The organism is Streptomyces sp. NBC_00122 (assembly GCF_045160845.1).
Lineage (GTDB): Bacteria > Actinomycetota > Actinomycetes > Streptomycetales > Streptomycetaceae > Streptomyces.
The window spans coordinates 3,178,112-3,193,260 of sequence record NZ_CP108191.1; the positions used below are offsets into that span (position 1 = coordinate 3,178,112).

The 15,149-nt window shown below is 71.1% G+C and carries 18 protein-coding genes; 11 read left to right on the plus strand and 7 right to left on the minus strand.

Annotated elements, in window-relative coordinates:
* Window positions 1-8: 8 nt before the first annotated feature.
* A complete protein-coding gene (locus tag OG737_RS14995; RefSeq protein WP_328926669.1) occupies window positions 9-320 on the plus strand; it encodes a protease inhibitor I42 family protein in 312 nt (103 codons plus the stop codon).
* On the opposite strand, the gene OG737_RS15000 is transcribed toward OG737_RS14995, so the two are convergent.
* Window positions 304-1,497: a DUF418 domain-containing protein gene (locus tag OG737_RS15000; RefSeq protein ID WP_328926670.1), complete on the minus strand. Its 1,194-nt coding sequence runs from the start codon at window positions 1,495-1,497 to the stop codon at window positions 304-306. The genes OG737_RS14995 and OG737_RS15000 overlap by 17 nt on opposite strands.
* Window positions 1,498-1,661: 164 nt before the next feature.
* On the opposite strand from OG737_RS15000, the gene OG737_RS15005 reads away from it, so the two are divergent.
* The 3 genes from OG737_RS15005 to OG737_RS15015 are packed head-to-tail and all read left to right on the plus strand — an operon-like array spanning window position 1,662 to window position 4,149.
* Entirely contained in the window at window positions 1,662-2,309 is a 648-nt protein-coding gene (locus OG737_RS15005) for a GntR family transcriptional regulator (protein ID WP_328926671.1), read from the plus strand.
* Window positions 2,306-3,688: a nitrate/nitrite transporter gene (locus OG737_RS15010; RefSeq protein WP_405679382.1), complete on the plus strand. Its 1,383-nt coding sequence runs from the start codon at window positions 2,306-2,308 to the stop codon at window positions 3,686-3,688. Before OG737_RS15005 ends, OG737_RS15010 begins: the two co-directional genes overlap by 4 nt.
* A 47-nt stretch (window positions 3,689-3,735) precedes the next feature.
* Entirely contained in the window at window positions 3,736-4,149 is a 414-nt protein-coding gene (locus OG737_RS15015) for a helix-turn-helix domain-containing protein (protein ID WP_405679380.1), read from the plus strand.
* A 12-nt stretch (window positions 4,150-4,161) separates the two neighbouring features.
* Here OG737_RS15015 and OG737_RS15020 read toward each other — a convergent pair whose 3' ends face one another.
* A complete protein-coding gene (locus tag OG737_RS15020) occupies window positions 4,162-4,986 on the minus strand; it encodes a maleylpyruvate isomerase family mycothiol-dependent enzyme (RefSeq protein WP_328926674.1) in 825 nt (274 codons plus the stop codon).
* Between the two features lie 156 nt (window positions 4,987-5,142).
* Here OG737_RS15020 and OG737_RS15025 point away from each other — a divergent pair, with 156 nt between their 5' ends.
* The 3 genes from OG737_RS15025 (at window position 5,143) to OG737_RS15035 (ending at window position 7,194) form a co-directional block, all read left to right on the plus strand.
* Complete coding sequence (locus tag OG737_RS15025; protein ID WP_328926675.1) at window positions 5,143-5,922, plus strand: carbon-nitrogen family hydrolase; 780 nt, start codon at window positions 5,143-5,145, stop codon at window positions 5,920-5,922.
* Window positions 5,923-5,966: 44 nt separating this feature from the next.
* Window positions 5,967-6,287, plus strand: coding sequence for a hypothetical protein (locus OG737_RS15030; protein WP_328926676.1), 321 nt, complete (start codon window positions 5,967-5,969; stop codon window positions 6,285-6,287).
* A 514-nt stretch (window positions 6,288-6,801) separates the two neighbouring features.
* Window positions 6,802-7,194 (plus strand): hypothetical protein, encoded by a 393-nt coding sequence (locus OG737_RS15035; protein ID WP_405921617.1) that lies wholly within the window; start codon window positions 6,802-6,804, stop codon window positions 7,192-7,194.
* Window positions 7,195-7,901: 707 nt separating this feature from the next.
* Here OG737_RS15035 and OG737_RS15040 read toward each other — a convergent pair.
* From OG737_RS15040 to OG737_RS15050, 3 genes are all read right to left on the minus strand, one after another.
* Entirely contained in the window at window positions 7,902-8,984 is a 1,083-nt protein-coding gene (locus OG737_RS15040) for an IS630 family transposase (protein ID WP_328930173.1), read from the minus strand.
* A 311-nt stretch (window positions 8,985-9,295) separates the two neighbouring features.
* On the minus strand, window positions 9,296-9,715 hold the full coding sequence (locus tag OG737_RS15045; RefSeq protein WP_328926679.1) for a helix-turn-helix domain-containing protein: 420 nt from the start codon (window positions 9,713-9,715) through the stop codon (window positions 9,296-9,298).
* Window positions 9,716-9,774: 59 nt separating this feature from the next.
* Window positions 9,775-10,029: a hypothetical protein gene (locus OG737_RS15050; protein ID WP_328926680.1), complete on the minus strand. Its 255-nt coding sequence runs from the start codon at window positions 10,027-10,029 to the stop codon at window positions 9,775-9,777.
* Between the two features lie 248 nt (window positions 10,030-10,277).
* Between OG737_RS15050 and OG737_RS15055 the strand changes: the two genes are divergently transcribed.
* From OG737_RS15055 to OG737_RS15065, 3 genes are all read left to right on the plus strand, one after another.
* A complete protein-coding gene (locus OG737_RS15055; RefSeq protein WP_328926681.1) occupies window positions 10,278-10,481 on the plus strand; it encodes a hypothetical protein in 204 nt (67 codons plus the stop codon).
* An 85-nt stretch (window positions 10,482-10,566) separates the two neighbouring features.
* Window positions 10,567-11,370 (plus strand): hypothetical protein, encoded by an 804-nt coding sequence (locus tag OG737_RS15060; protein WP_328926682.1) that lies wholly within the window; start codon window positions 10,567-10,569, stop codon window positions 11,368-11,370.
* Window positions 11,371-11,398: 28 nt separating this feature from the next.
* Entirely contained in the window at window positions 11,399-11,926 is a 528-nt protein-coding gene (locus tag OG737_RS15065) for a DUF4240 domain-containing protein (RefSeq protein WP_328926683.1), read from the plus strand.
* Here OG737_RS15065 and OG737_RS15070 read toward each other — a convergent pair.
* Window positions 11,917-12,582, minus strand: a complete 666-nt coding sequence (locus OG737_RS15070) for an MSMEG_1061 family FMN-dependent PPOX-type flavoprotein (protein WP_328926684.1) — start codon at window positions 12,580-12,582, stop codon at window positions 11,917-11,919. The two genes, OG737_RS15065 and OG737_RS15070, sit on opposite strands and share 10 nt — an antisense overlap.
* Window positions 12,583-12,611: 29 nt before the next feature.
* Entirely contained in the window at window positions 12,612-13,166 is a 555-nt protein-coding gene (locus OG737_RS15075; protein WP_328926685.1) for a Uma2 family endonuclease, read from the minus strand.
* Between the two features lie 105 nt (window positions 13,167-13,271).
* On the opposite strand from OG737_RS15075, the gene OG737_RS15080 reads away from it, so the two are divergent.
* Entirely contained in the window at window positions 13,272-15,122 is a 1,851-nt protein-coding gene (locus OG737_RS15080) for an NHL domain-containing thioredoxin family protein (RefSeq protein WP_328926686.1), read from the plus strand.
* Window positions 15,123-15,149 lie beyond the last annotated feature (27 nt).

A 15,149-nucleotide genomic window follows, 5' to 3' on the forward strand; every position in this document is an offset into this window, starting at 1 on the left:
GGAACAGGGTGGAGGTACGGAGCGTCGTCCTCGGCCCCGGTGAGCCGTACGAGCTGCGGCTCACCGGCCGCGGGGCGCGCGGGTACGTGTGGACCTGGCAGGTCAGCGGGGACACGGAGGCAGTGGCCGTCTCGGCGGGGCCCGCGGTGTCCGACGAGAGCCTGCCCGGGGCGGCGGTGGAGCGCACGTACGTCGTCCGGGGCCGTGCTCCGGGCGGCGGCCGGGCCCGGATCCGCTTCGCCCAGGTCCGGCCGCCCTACCCGGACGAGGCCCCGTACGACGAGTTCGTGCTGGACGTGGAGGTCACCGCCGCGGACTGAGCGCCGCGTGCTGTACGTACTCCAGCGGGCCGCGGCCGAAGCGGCGCAGCCACAGCCACGACCCGGCCGTCAGGGTCAGCGCGACGGCCGCCCACAGACCCATCACCCACCAGGGCCCGGTCCCGGCGAGCCGGTCGGCCAGGCCCAGCCCGATCCCGTAGCAGAGCAGCATGCAGAGCAGGTTCTGGGCGACGTAGCAGGACAGGGCGGTGCGGCCGACGGAACCGAGGGCGGTGGTGACGGGCTTCGGGATCCACAGCCGGTCGAGGGCGACGCCGATCAGGCCGATGTAGCCGACGGCGACCAGGGGGGCGACCCCGTAGCGGCCCAGGGCGAAGAAGTCGTCGCCGCCGAGGGCGGTCGCCGCGTTCAGCGGCAGTCCGAGGCCGAGGCCCCAGATGGCCATCCGGGTCCGGATGCGGCGGCCCTCGGCGGTGGCGGTGAAGGCGCCCGCGCGGTGCAGGCGCACACCGAGGAGGAAGAGGAAGACCAGCAGGCCGAAGGAGAAGACGGGCTCGATGCGCAGCGCGGCGAAGTTCTCCAGGCGGAAGGCGATCTGGGCGCCGTAGCCGCCCTCGGCGTACAGCTCGACGGCGTCGGCGGACGGGGCCTTCGGCGTGTCCTGCGTCGCGCGCCCCGACTTCACCACGGCCGCCAGGGTCACCAGGGCGACCAGGGTCAGGTGCACCGCGGCGGCCGCCCCCATGGCGCGCCGGCGGACCTTCTCGGAGCGGGCCAGCAGCCAGGCGACGAGGAGGGCGGTGACGGCGTACCCCATCAGCACGTCCCAGGCGAAGACGAGGACGAAGTGGACGGTGCCCTCGACGAAGAGGAAGGCGGCGCGGCGCGGGTAGCGGCCCGGCCAGGGGTCGCCGCGGCGCGCGGCGGAGTCGTACTGGATGGCGAGGCCCACCCCGAACAGGACCGTCAGCAGGGCCAGGAACTTGCCGTCGGCGAGGAAGCGGAAGACGGACTCCGCGACGGTCGCGGCGGAGGGGTCGGCGAGCGGGTCCGGGGAGGCGAGCCCGCCCGTGAGGACGCCCCACTCCGAGCCGGGCGAGGCGAAGATCCATACGTTGGTCATGAGGGTGCCGAGGATGGCGGCGCCGCGCAGGACGTCGAGGAGGGGCAGCCGGGCGGTCGTCCGGTCCACCGGGGCGATGAGTGTGTCGGCCATTCCTTCAGCGTCGCGGGGCGCGCGGCGCCGTACGTCGTGCCCTTGGACGAAGTCGCGCTACATCCTTCGATGCAGTCCTCACCGCGGACTTGGACCGGGCTTCGCACGGTCTTGGATGCTGAGACGTGATACGGGTGTACCGATCACGTATCTATGCTGTGCCCATGCCAGCATCCGCACCCGCACCGGCCGCCGACCGCGTCTACCGGCACATCAAGCAGAGCGTGCTCGACCGCCGGTACGAAGGCGGCACGCTCCTCACCGAAGGCGAGGTCGCCGAGGCCGTGGGCGTCTCCCGCACGCCGGTGCGCGAGGCACTGCTGCGCCTGGAGACGGAGGGGCTGATCCGGCTCTACCCGAAGAAGGGCGCGCTGGTCCTGGCCGTGTCGGCGCAGGAGATCGCGGATGTCGTCGAGACCCGGCTGCTGGTCGAGGAGTTCACCGTACGCAGGGCCGTCCCGGCCCCGGCCGCGCTGCTCGGGCGGCTGGAGGAGCTGCTGCGGGCGCAGGAGCGGCACGCGGACAGCGGCGACCTCGCGGCGTTCGCGGCCTCGGACCGCTGCTTCCACGCCGAGATCGTCCGGCACGCCGGCAACGAGATCCTCTCCCGCCTGTACGACCAACTGCGCGACCGGCAGCTGCGGATGGGCGTCGCGGTGATGCACGCCCACCCGGACCGGGTCGCGCAGAGCCTCGTCGAGCACCGCGAGATCCTGACGGCGCTGCGCGCGGGCGACGCGGACCGGGCGGCGGCGTGCGTACGGGCGCACGTGGGCCGGGTCGGAAGCCTGATGCGCGGCGACGCCCGGTGAGCGCCCTCGATCCTCCCGGCGGCCGCAAGGCCCTCGCCGTCTGGGGCATCGGGGTCGCCGTCTACTTCGTGGCGGTGATCTTCCGGACCAGCCTGGGCGTCGCCGGACTCGACGCGGCCGACCGCTTCCACGTCAACGCCTCGGCGCTGGCGACCTTCTCGCTGCTCCAGCTGCTGGTGTACGCGGGGATGCAGATACCGGTGGGGCTGATGGTCGACCGGCTCGGCACCAAGAAGGTGCTGACCCTGGGCGCGGTGCTCTTCACCGTCGGCCAGCTCGGCTTCGCGCTCTCGCCCTCGTACGACATGGCACTGGCCGCGCGGGCCCTGCTCGGCTGCGGCGACGCCATGACCTTCATCTCGGTGCTGCGGCTCGGCACCCGGTGGTTCCCGGCCCGGCGCGGGCCGTTGATGGCGCAACTGGCCGGGCTGGTGGGCATGGCGGGCAACCTCGTCTCCACGCTGGTGCTGGCGCCCGTCCTGCACGGGGCGGGCTGGGTGGCCGCCTTCGCGGGGAGCGCGGTGGCGGGTCTGGTCGTCCTGGTCCCGCTGGTGCTGTTCCTGCGGGACCACCCGGAGGGCCACGGGCCGCCTCCCCCGACGCGCGCTGCGGGGGCTCCCGGAGGGTTCGTACGCCGCCAGATACGCGAATCGTGGAGCGAACCGGGCACCCGGCTCGGCCTGTGGGTGCACTTCACCACGCAGTTCCCGGCGATGGTGTTCCTGCTGCTCTGGGGAATGCCGTTCCTCGTCGAGGCGCAGGGGCTGTCGCGGACCACCGCGGGCGGGCTGCTGACGCTGGTGGTCGCCTCGAACATGGCGCTCGGCCTGGTCTACGGACAGGTCGTCGGCCGCCGGCAGTCCGCGCGGATACCGCTGGCCCTGGGCACGATCGGCCTGACGGCCCTGCTCTGGGCGTCGGTCCTGGTCTACCCGGGCGACCGGGCGCCGATGTGGCTGCTGGTCACCCTGTGCCTGGTACTGGGCTCCTGCGGCCCGGCGTCGATGATCGGCTTCGACTTCGCCCGGCCCGCCAACCCGGCGGAGCGCCAGGGCACCGCCTCCGGGATCACCAACATGGGCGGCTTCATCGCCTCGATGACCACCCTGCTGGCGGTGGGCGTCCTGCTCGACGCCACCGGGGACGACTACCGCCTGGCCTTCTCGACGGTGTTCGTCCTGGAGGCGTTCGGCATCGCGCAGATCCTGCGCCTGCGGGGCCCGGCCCTGGCGCGCGAACGCGAGCGGCGACCGGCCGCCCCGGTCACGGAACCGGTCACGGAGCCGGTCACGGAGCCGGTCACCCGACCGGTTCCGGAACCGGTGCCGGGCGTCCCTGCGTGTCCCCTCCCGGAATCAGGGGGCCGCACGGCACGGTAGCGCCGTCCCGTCGGGGGAGCGGGCACCGTGGAGGAGGGATCCGGGGGATGTGGGCCAAGCTGTCCGCGGACATGGTCGCGCCGAAGGAGAGGTTCGACTTCCCCGCCGAGGCCCGGGCCCGCGCCCTGCGCGAGCGGATCGACGCCTTCATCGAGCACAACCTGGGGGATCCGGCGCTCACCCCGGGCCTGATCGCCGCCGCCCACGGCATCTCCGTACGCGCCCTGCACCTGCTGTTCCGCGATCAGCCGCAGAGCGTCGCGGCGACCGTCCGCCACCGGCGTCTGGAGCGCTGCCGCAGCGATCTGGCCCGACCCGAGCTGGCCGCCCGGTCCGTCCGCGACATCGCCGCCCGCTGGTGCTTCTCCAGTGCTCCGGTCTTCGGCCGTTCCTTCCGCGAGGCGTACGGGACCAGCCCCGGCGCGTTCCGCCGGGAAGCCGCCCGGGCGTCCGGGCGGTGACGCGGGCGGCGGCTACGGGGTGACGGCGAAGTTGGCCAGGATGGCGCCCGCGAGCTCCGCGTCGCCCTCGACCTTCACCCGGTCCGCGACGGATTGCGCCCGGACCCGGCCCGCGGCGAGGCGGACGTACGTCTCCCAGTCCAGGGTCAGGGTCACCGCGGGGCCCAACGACGGCGACTTGTCCACCGTCCCCCGCCCCTCCGCGTCGACCCGGACCGTCCGCAGGAACTCGACCGGCCCGTGCACGTCGATCACCACGGCCGAGTTCGCCGGCGCGCCGGCCAGCTTCGCGACCACCTTGGGCAGCCCGGCCAGGAGGATGTCCCGCGCCACGAACGCCCCCGGGGAGTCCCAGTTCCCGGGCACGCCCAGCGCCGTCCGCAGGTCCTGCTCGTGGATCCACACGTCGAACGCCCGCAGCCGCAGGGCGAATTCCAGCGTCACCTGGTCACCCAGCGGCCCCCGCACCATCGTGGCCGGATCCCGCTTCTCGTTCCGCAGCTGCCGCGAGCGCCGGATGACCGTGTACTCGAGCTCCGAGGTCATCTCCGGCGCGGTGTGGTGGCGCCGTACGTCGACCTGCACCTCCATGTACCGGCTGAACTCGTCCACCACGTGCCGCAGGTCCCTGGCCACGGTGTGGATCGGCCGCGGGTCTCCGAGCTGCTCGCATTCGATGCCGATGATGTGCGACACGACGTCGCGGACCGACCAGCCCGGGCAGGGCGTCGCCCGGTTCCACTCGCCCTCCGTCAGCGGGAGGACCAACTCTGATATCGCCTCGATGGAGTGCGTCCACGCGTCGGCATAGGGCTGAAGGCTGGGATGGACGGTCAACGGGACCCCTCGCGGTGCTGTTCAGTGGCGCGTTCTGGAAGCTTGGGACATCAGACTCGGTTTCCAAAACTACGCTGCCGGTGAGCGCCCCGGCAGTGCTTTCGTGTGACGATCGTGGGCCCGAGTTGACAGCTTGAACGCCAGGACGGTGGTAATGTGCGCGCCTCGCTAATCCAAATCGCGGTGAATGAGGGCGAGTCGGTATCTTCCCGGCGTGCCCGAGCAGCCGATCTCGTACGGGAGCAGTCCGCCTCCGATCTCGTCGTCCTGCCCGAACTGTGGACGGTCGGGGCCTTCGCCTACGAGCAGTTCGAGACCGAGGCGGAACCGCTGGACGGACCGACCTTCGAGGCCATGTCGAAGGCGGCCGCCGACGCCGGGGTCTGGCTGCACGCGGGCTCGGTCGTGGAGCGCGCCGGCGACGGCTCCCTCTACAACACCACCCTCGTCCTCTCCCCGGAGGGCGAGCTGGCCGCCACCTACCGGAAGATCCACCGGTTCGGCTTCGACCAGGGCGAGGCCGTGCTCATGTCGGCGGGCGAGTCCCTGACCACGGTGGAGCTGCCTGAGCAGACCCTCGGCATCGCCACCTGCTACGACCTCCGCTTCCCCGAGCTGTTCCGCGGTCTGGTCGACGCCGGGGCCACCACCATGGTCGTCGCGGCCGGCTGGCCCGCGCGGCGCCGCGCGCACTGGACGCTGCTCAGCCGGGCGCGCGCGGTGGAGGACCAGTCGTACGTGCTGGCCTGCGGGCTGGCCGGCACCCACGCGGGCGTCGAACAGGCCGGACACAGCCTGGTGGTCGACCCGTGGGGAGAGGTCCTGGCGGAGGCGGGCCCCGGTGAGGACGTCCTCACGGTCGACCTCGACCCGGCCAAGGTCCGCGACACCCGCACCCAGTTTCCGGCCCTCAAGGACCGCCGCCTGGGCCTCTAGTACCGCCGCCCGGGCCTCTGGCGGGTACGACTACCCTCGCGGACATGACAACGGCAGCGGGCGCGGCGGAGGCCGATCAGGCGCGGACACAGGTGCATCCCGTCCAGCGGGCGATCGCCAGCGCCGCGCTGCTGCTGGGCTGCCTCGCGACGGTCTGGAGCCTGGGCGTGGGCACCGCGGGCGCGTTCGTCGTCCCCCTCCTCGCCCTCACCGCCCCCGTCCTCGTGCGGAGCGGCGTCGGGTTCCGGCGTCTCTGCACCTGTCACGAATCGCGTGCAACCGTGCAAGCGGCCGCGTTCGGGGTACAACACGCCCTGCAACGCGCGGGTGCAACAGGCATCTGTTGCGGCCCTGACCTGCGATAACACCCCGCGTTCCCATCGTGAGCGCCGTGTTGCACCTCGCGTTGCACCCTCGGGTTCCAGCTGCTCACCCAGCCTCTGGCCGCGCGGCCCGGCGGGCATACGCGATCCATCGGGGGGCCGACTGGCGTAGGCCCCTCCTGAACAACCAGCCGCGGCTGTGCCCGACCGTGTCACGCTGATGGTCCGTGAGTGTGACACCTGCTGTCACGCTCCCTCGGGGGAGTGTCACGCCGCCTGGAATCCGTCCCTGTATGTCCGTTTCTCGGAACCTGGAGGAGTCTCCAGGCCCGGTTTCGCCGGCGGAGCGTGACACATAAAAGTTGATCTCCCGCGCGCCTACGAGCACCACGGAACGTAGTCGCGAAGGCGGTTTCGGTCGGAGTGGTCCCGGGCCCCGTGGCCCGGCGATCGCGCGCTGACCTGCTGTCCAGCTGGCCGGTGCACCCGCTGACGTAGCACGCCCCCGGATCCGGTAGCTTGAACGCGTTCAAGTCATCGGGTCCGGGGGTTGGTCATGCAGGCCGCTGCGCGAGCGAGTATTCATCCATGGCAGTTCGGCCTCGTGCTGTGCGCCGTGGTCACCCCCCTACCGGTGCTGATCGTGTGGTTCGCGGGTTTCGGCATCCCGGCGCTCGCCTTCGCGACCGCCGCGGTGGTCTCCGTGCCGTTGTTCCTGTACGCCCGGCCGTCCGGCTTCGTCTACGTCGCGGGCACCATCGCGGCGCTGCTGGTGCTGTGGTCGTTCATCGGCGCCATGGCCGGGATGTTCCTGTTCTTTCCCTCGGCGCTGCAGCTCCTGCTGGCCACCGGGGCGGACCCGCGCGAACGCCCGACCGCCGCCAAGGTGATGGCCGGTGCCGGACTCCTGCTGTCGGCGGCGGTCGTGGTGCAGTCGTTGAGGCGCTGAGCGCTCCCAGGGCGTGTCCGGCTAGCGGGTGCGCGGCTGGTTGAAGCGGAGCATGTTGCCGGCGGGCTCCGCCTACTGTGACGTCGTACTCCGCTTCTATGCTCCTGCGATGACGTCTTACGAAGGCACGCATCCCACCGTTCTCGTCCGGGTGGGCAAGCTCCACGCCCAGATCGACGAGCAGCTCGCACCAGCTATCCAGGCGATCTGGGAGTGTGGCATCGACACGTTCACCTGCTGCCAGGACTTGGCCGAGAGCAACGCGGATTGGCCAGCGAAGTTACCGCACATGGCGGAGTGGGTGGAGTCCCGCCGCGGCTGGATGCTCATCGACTTCCCGGTCGACAGCGGACTCTCCTTCCTCTCGGCCGTAGCAAATGCCGGACCGCGGGATGCCTTCTACGTGCGGATGACGCACTGGGCCGCCCCCGACGCCTGGGACGTGAAGATCAAGCCGATGGACGCGGCAATGTTTCAGGGCGACCAGCCGTCGGAGTTCGCCCTGCGCCTCCTGCAGGTCAGCTTCCCTGCCTACGATCTGCCAGAACTGACCCGGCGCCTCCGGGCGTGCTGCACGGCCGGGCACGCCGTGCAGCAGACAGCAGTTGCACCCGGGGCGGCTACGCGTTCACGGGCGCTGCCACCGACGTGCTGCTCGCGGCGGCCGGCCCCGGGAACGCTCCTACGGGCTGCCCGCCTGCGGCTTCCTAGTCTTCTGAGTCGGGAATTCTGTTCAGATAGCTGGCGAGGCGTTCGAGGATCTCGTCTGCGGTCTTGGTCCAGACGTAGGGCTTGGGGTCGGTGTTCCAGGCGGCGATCCAGTCACGGATGTCCTTCTCGAGGGCCTGGACTGACTTGTGGACGCCTCGCCGTATCTGCTTGTTGGTGAGTTCGGCGAACCATCGCTCGACCAGGTTCAGCCAGGACGACCCGGTCGGGGTGAAGTGCAGGTGGAACCGGGGGTGGCCGAGCAGCCACTTCTTGATGTCCGGGGTCTTGTGGGTGGCGTAGTTGTCGCAGATCAGATGGACGTCCAGGCCTGCCGGCACTTCCTTGTCGAGCTTGACCAGGAACTTCTTGAACTCCTCGGCCCGATGGCGGCGGTGCAGGGAGCCGATCACCTTGCCGGTGGCCACGTTGAGTGCGGCGAACAGGGTGGTCGTGCCGGCCCGGACGTAGTCGTGCGTTGACCGCTCCGGGACCCCGGGCATCATCGGCAGCACCGGCTGGGACCGGTCCAGGGCCTGGATCTGCGACTTCTCGTCCACGCAGAACACCAGCGCCCGCTCGGGCGGGTCCAGATAGAGGCCGACGACATCGTGGACCTTGTCGACGAAGTACGGGTCGGTCGACAGCTTGAAGGTCTCCGAGCGGTGCGGCTGCAGGCCGAACGCCCGCCAGATCCGTGAGACCGAGGACTGGGACAGGCCCATTTCCTTCGCCATCGACCGCGTCGACCACTGCGTCGCGTTCTTCGGCTTGGACTCCAAGGTCCTGGTGACCACCGCGGCAACCTGCTCGTCCGTCACCGATCTGGGGCCGCCGGAACGCGGCATGTCTCCCAGGCCCGCGATCCGGTACTGCACGAAACGGGCCCGCCAACGGCCGACCGCCTGAGGCGTTGATCCGAGACGGACGGCCACGTCCTTGTTCGAGACACCCTCGGCGCAGGCCAGGATGATCCGGCACCGCAAAGCCCACGCCTGCGGCGTGGAACGACGCCGCACCCACCCCTCCAGTGCGACCCGTTCCTCGTCCGACAGCGTCAACTCGGCCTTCGGCCGCCCCATCCGCGCCATAGGCCAACCCTACACATCTGAACAGAACTCAAGACTCAGAACACTAGCAACGGCGGCATGGCTTGTTCTGGAGAACCAGAACAAGCCGGTTCACCTGGTGCTACCGGCCGCCGTTCTCGCTCAACGCCGGACCGCGGGGTTCGCCTGCTGGTTGTTCTGCTGCCCCAGAACAAGCCGGTTTAGCTAGTGCTACCGGCTTGATCGCGGGTACGAAGAAAGCGCTGCACCTGGGGTGCAGCGCCTTGGCGGCTTCGCGGGGTCGGGAGGCCGCTGGAGGGCCTGTCGTGGCCCTCGGTGGGGTGTCAGCCGGCGGCGGCGAGGTTGGCCACCTGGGCGGCGTACCGGGCCCGTCGCTGCTCGGTGAAGCGCTCGGGTTCGGCGGCCTTGATCTCCGGGATCGGCATGACGGGGGAGGAGGCTTTGCCGCCGGTAAGCAGCGGGTGGAGTTGGTAGAGGCCGTCTTCCAGGCTCCAGGCGAGTCCGCACTCGCGCAGCTCCTTGAAGCCGCGGTTCACGGTGGGCTTGCTGGCGCCCAGCTCGGCGCACATCTCGTTCTGGCTGATCGCGGCGGTGCCGGTCTCTGGGTCGCTCAGGTACATCAGCTCGTCCAGGACGCGGCGGCCGGCGGTGGTGATGTCGACCAGGGCCAGGAGGCGCAGAACAGCACGGGGGATCTCGACGGGTGCCTCTGTGGGAGGGCTGGGGACGTAAGAGCTGCTCACGGAGCCTCACCACTTCCGATCAGGTCGACGCTGCAACAACGAGGATATGCCGCGCGAGATCACGCGCTCGCCTTGCGCACGGGGCGCCGCTGCCGGAGCGTGACGACCTTCTCCTTGCGACGGGCGGCCTCGGCGGCCTTCTTCTCCGCCTCTCGGGCCTGGCGCCACTCGGCGGGGTAGTCGGCGTGCGGGATGACACAGGCCGGGCCCTCGGCGGTATTCCAGAGCTTCTGCCACTTCTCCTGCTCGCCGGAGGTGCCGGCCATCGTCAGCCACGGGTTCAGCTGGAGGACGCCGCGCTTGGCGGTGCGCATCCAGCCGACGTGGGCGAAGAACTGCGACGAACCTGTCGGCGGCCTCCGTGAACGAGGCCTGGTCGTCGGCGCGGTTCGCGTTCTGCAGCGACACCAGCTTGCACCAGACCTGGAACCAGGAACCGGGCATCTTGAGGCTGCCGAGTACGTCCATCAGCAGCCGGGCGTCCAGCACGTAGCCGCTGACCTCGGCGCTCGCGGCGAACTCGCGGCCCTGGATCTTCTCCACGCCCAGGATCAAGCCGCCCTTGCCGTCCGCCGGCCTCGTCCTCTTCCTCATCGGCATGTTCCTGATGATCCCGTCGGCCGTGCTGTTGCTGCTGGCCCGCGGCGCCGACCCCCGCCGCCACCCGGTGGGGGCCCGGGTTCGGGCCGGCATCGCGGGCGTGATCGGCCTGTGCGCGGCCCCGGGGTTGGTCTACGGCATCGTCGCGGTGGCCTCTCAGTCCTGAGGGTCCTAAGGGCTCCCGATTGCCAGTACTTTGTCCCTTACGAGGCATTTCGTGCGCTGATCCGTGCCCGCGATAGGTTGCCGTCATGCCTCTGCTCTACGTGACCGACCTGGCGTACCCGGCGCGCGGCCGCCGGTACTGCGACGAGGACATATTCCTCACGTCCCGGCTGCGCGCCCGCTTCGACCTGGCCCTGTGCCACCCCGAGGACGCGGAGGCACTCCTGCCGCTGGGCTTCGACGCGGTGATCGTCCGCAACAGCGGCCCGGTCCTGCACTACCAGCAGGCCTACGACTCCTTCCGCGCCGCCGCGCTCGCCGCCGGCACCCGGGTCTACAACCCGCTGACCGGCCGCGGCGACATGGCGGGCAAGCAGTACCTCCTCGACCTGACGGCCGCCGGCTACCCGGTGATCCCGACGATCGACGACCCGGCGCGGCTGCCGGAGCTGCCGCAGGTGCCCCAGTACGCGGTCAAGCCCAAGCAGGGCGCCGACTCCATCGGCCTCACCTTCACCGCCGACCCGACCGGCCCGGCGGGGGAGATCCTCATCCAGCCGCGCATCGACTTCGCGTACGAGGTGTCCTTCTACTTCGTCGACGACGCCTTCCAGTACGCCCTCTACGCACCCGACCCGGCCCGGCGCTGGGAGCTCGTGCCCTACGCCCCGACCGACGCGGACCTGGCCTTCGCCCGCGCCTTCGTCGCCTGGAACACCCTCTCCCACGGCATCCAGCGGGTGGACGCCTGCCGGGCCCCTTCGGGCGAACTCCTGCTGGTCGAGCTGGAGGACCTGAACCCGTACCTCTCCCTGGACCTCGTCCCGGCCGACGTCCAGGACCGCTTCATCACATCGCTCACGGAATCTCTCCACTCCTTCCTGACCTGATGTCAGAGGCGGGTGCGAGGCTCGGTCCATGGACAAGCAGACCTTCTGGAAGCTGATCGACACGGCCCGCGCGCAGGCGCCGGACGACCAGGTGGCGGAGCACGCGGCGGCGCTGCTCGCCCGCCTCCCGGAGGCGGAGATAGCCGCGGCCCAGCAGGTGCTGTGGGACCTGCTGGCGGAGTCCTACCGCAGCCCGCTCTGGGCCGCGGCCTACGTGATCAACGGCGGCTGCTCGGACGACGGCTTCGACTACTTCCGGGGCTGGCTGCTCACCCAGGGCGAGGCGGCCTTCGAGGCGGCCCTGGCCGACCCCGACTCCCTGGCGGCCCACCCGCCGGTCCGCGAGGCCGCGGCGCAGGGCCTGGAGCTGTGGGACGAGGAGGCGCTGTCCATCGCCTGGACCGCGTACGAGGCCGCCACCGGCCACGAACTCCCCTCGGACTCCTTCACGATCAGCTACCCGCCCCTGGACCCGTCCTGGGACTTCGACTTCGACGACGAGGACGAGATCACGGCCCGGCTGCCGCGCCTGAGCGCCCTTTTCGACTACTCGTAGCGGTGGAGCAGGGACTCGCGCTCGTGCCGCTGGATCTCCTCGATCGTCAGACCGGGGAGATCCAGGTGGGAGAGCGTGACCTCGGCGGAGCTCGGAACGGCGTCCTCGGCGAGCCACTGCGCGGGCTTCCACGCGTCGCTGCGCAGGAATGCCTTCGGGCAGTGCTGGTAGGCCTCCTCGACCTCCACCACGATCGCGCTGCGCGGGGGCTTGCCGACGGCGGTCAGCTGCTCCAGCAGACGCGGATCGGCGGACACGCAGGCCCTTCCGTTCACGCGCAGCGTCGTGGCCCGGCCGGGGATGACGAAGATCAGCCCGGCCCGGCCCGTCTCCACGATGTTGTGGGAGGAGTCGAGCCGCTTGTTGCCGGTGGCGTCGGGAATGGCGAGGGTGAACTCGTCCAGGACGGCCACGAATCCGGGCGGACCGCCCCGGGGCGTCACGTCGCAGCGGCCGTCGGCGCCGGCGCTCGCGACGAACACCAACGACGATCGCCCGATGACCGCACGGGCGGCGTCGTGGATCCGGTCCACGGCCTTGCGCCGGACCAGCTCGCTCGGCTCCTCGTAGAGCTCCCGCAACTGGGCCGTGCTCCGGACGGCGGTGGCGTTCACGGCATCGAATATCCGCCCGCTCGGCGGCGTGGTGGCTGTCACGTACACGCACGCTACCGGGTGATCACGACCTAGAGCCCGCTGGTGTCGAGGTCGATCCCGAACGGCTCCGGCAGCCGCACCGGCGTCCCGAACGGGTGCGGACCGTCCACCTTCGTGTATCCGAGCCGCCCGGGGTCGGTGAACACCGTGACCGTCTTCTCCATGCGGTCGACCAGCAGGTAGAGGGGCGCGCCGTACTCCGCGTACCGCTTGCGCTTGACGACGCGATCGGTTTCGGCGTTGGACTCGGAGGTGACCTCGACGACGAGCAGCACCTGGTCCGGCAGGAGGGCGCTGCCCCCCTTCGCCAGCGCCTTGGGAACGACGGCAAGATCAGGCACGTACCAATTCGGCGAGCCTGGCAGGTCCAGGTTGCCAGAGCCGGTGACGCAGTCCAGTTCCTTGACCCGCGGCCGGATCTGATCGCGAATCTCTTCGGCTGCGTTCTCGTGGTCCCAGCTCGGCGTCACGTTGCTGATGACCCCTTCCACGATCTCGGTGCGGTCTCCGCTGTGGTGCTGGATGGCGTACTTCAGGGCGCGCTCGGGATCGATGCCCTCGCTGTAGTCGTGCGCGGTGGTCATTCCGGACGCCTCCTCCTTTGCTTACTGCGACCAGACTCCCACGGGGTCCCGCCGCCCGTCGTCACCCCTGCGGGTGCACGTGTCCGGGGGTGGCAAGCTTGAAACATGAACGATGCTGCCCCGGCGCCCACCCCCGCGCCCGCGCCCCGCCGACGTGCCCGTGTCCGTGCCCCCGAGCTGATCGGCAAGGGGGGCTGGCTGAACACCGGGGGCAAAGAGCTGAGCCTCGCCGACCTGCGAGGTAAGTGCGTTGTTGTCGATTTTTGGACCTTCTGCTGCATCAACTGCCTGCACGTCCTCGACGAGCTGCGCGAGCTGGAGGAGAAGCACCGCGACACCGTCGTGATCATCGGCGTGCACTCGCCGAAGTTCGCGCACGAGGCCGAGCACGCCTCCGTCGTCGATGCCGTCGAGCGGTACGAGGTGCACCACCCCGTGCTGGACGACCCGGAGCTCGCGACCTGGAAGCAGTACGCCGTACGGGCCTGGCCCACGCTCGTCGTGATCGACCCCGAGGGGTACGTCGTCGCGCAGCACGCCGGTGAAGGGCACGCGCACGCCATCGAGCGGCTCGTCGAGGAGCTGGAGGCCGTGCACGAGGCCAAGGGGACGCTGCGGCGCGGCGACGGGCCGTACGTGGCGCCCGAGGCCGTGGCGAGCGACCTGCGGTTCCCCGGGAAGGCGCTGCTCCTGCCCTCCGGGAACTTCCTGGTGTCGGACTCGACGCGGCACCAGCTCGTGGAGCTGGCCGCCGACGGGGAGAGCGTCGTACGGCGCGTCGGCAGCGGGAAGCGCGGCTTCACCTCCGACAGCTTCAGCGAGCCGCAGGGGCTGGCGCTGCTGCCCGACGGGACCGTCGTCGTCGCCGACACGGTCAATCACGCGCTGCGCCGCTTCGACCCGGCCACCGGGACCGTCGAGACCGTGGCCGGCACCGGCCGGCAGTGGTGGCAGGGCTCGCCCACCTCCGGCTCCGCGCTGGAGGTGGACCTGTCCTCGCCGTGGGACGTGGCCTGGTGGCAGGGCCGGGTGTGGATCGCGATGGCCGGCGTCCACCAGCTGTGGACCTGGGACCCGCAGACCAACACGGTCGAGGTCGCGGCCGGGACGACCAACGAGGGACTCCTCGACGGGCCCGCCGCCGAGGCCTGGTTCGCCCAGCCCTCCGGCCTCGCGGCCGCCGGGGACCGGCTGTGGATCGCCGACTCCGAGACGAGCGCCCTGCGGTACGTCCACCCCACCGGCACCGGCACCGGCTACGAGGTCGTGTCCGCCGTCGGTACCGGGCTCTTCGACTTCGGCCACCGGGACGGGGACGCGGGCCAGGCCCTGCTCCAGCACCCGCTCGGGGTGACCGCCCTGCCCGACGGCTCGGTCGCGGTGTGTGACACGTACAACCACGCGCTGCGCCGCTACGACCCCGCCACCGGCGAGGTTTCGACGCTCGCCACCGACCTGCGCGAGCCGAGCGACGCCGTGCTGGTCGACGACGACATCGTGGTCGTCGAGTCCGCCCGGCACCGGCTGACCCGGCTGCGCCTCCCGGAGGAGGCGGTACGGGTGGACTCGGTCGCCCATCGGACCCAGCGCGCCGCCACCGAGGTGGCCCCGGGCACGCTCCGCCTCGACGTGGTCTTCCAGGCCCCGAGCGGGCAGAAGCTCGACACCCGCTACGGGCCCTCGACGCGCCTGCTGGTCTCCTCGACCCCGCCCGAGCTCCTCGCCGGCGGCGAAGGCGCCGGGACCGACCTGTTCCGGGAGCTCGCGCTGAACCCGGACGTCACCGAGGGCGTGCTGCACGTCTCCGCGATGGCGGCGTCCTGCGACGACGATCCGGCCAACGAGTACCCGGCCTGCCACGTCCACCAGCAGGACTGGGGGGTACCCGTGCGCGTCACCGACGGCGGCGCCGCCCGGCTGCCCCTCGTCCTCGCCGGGATGGACGACGAGGGGTAGCCCGGACCGCGAACCCGGTGGCGCCGC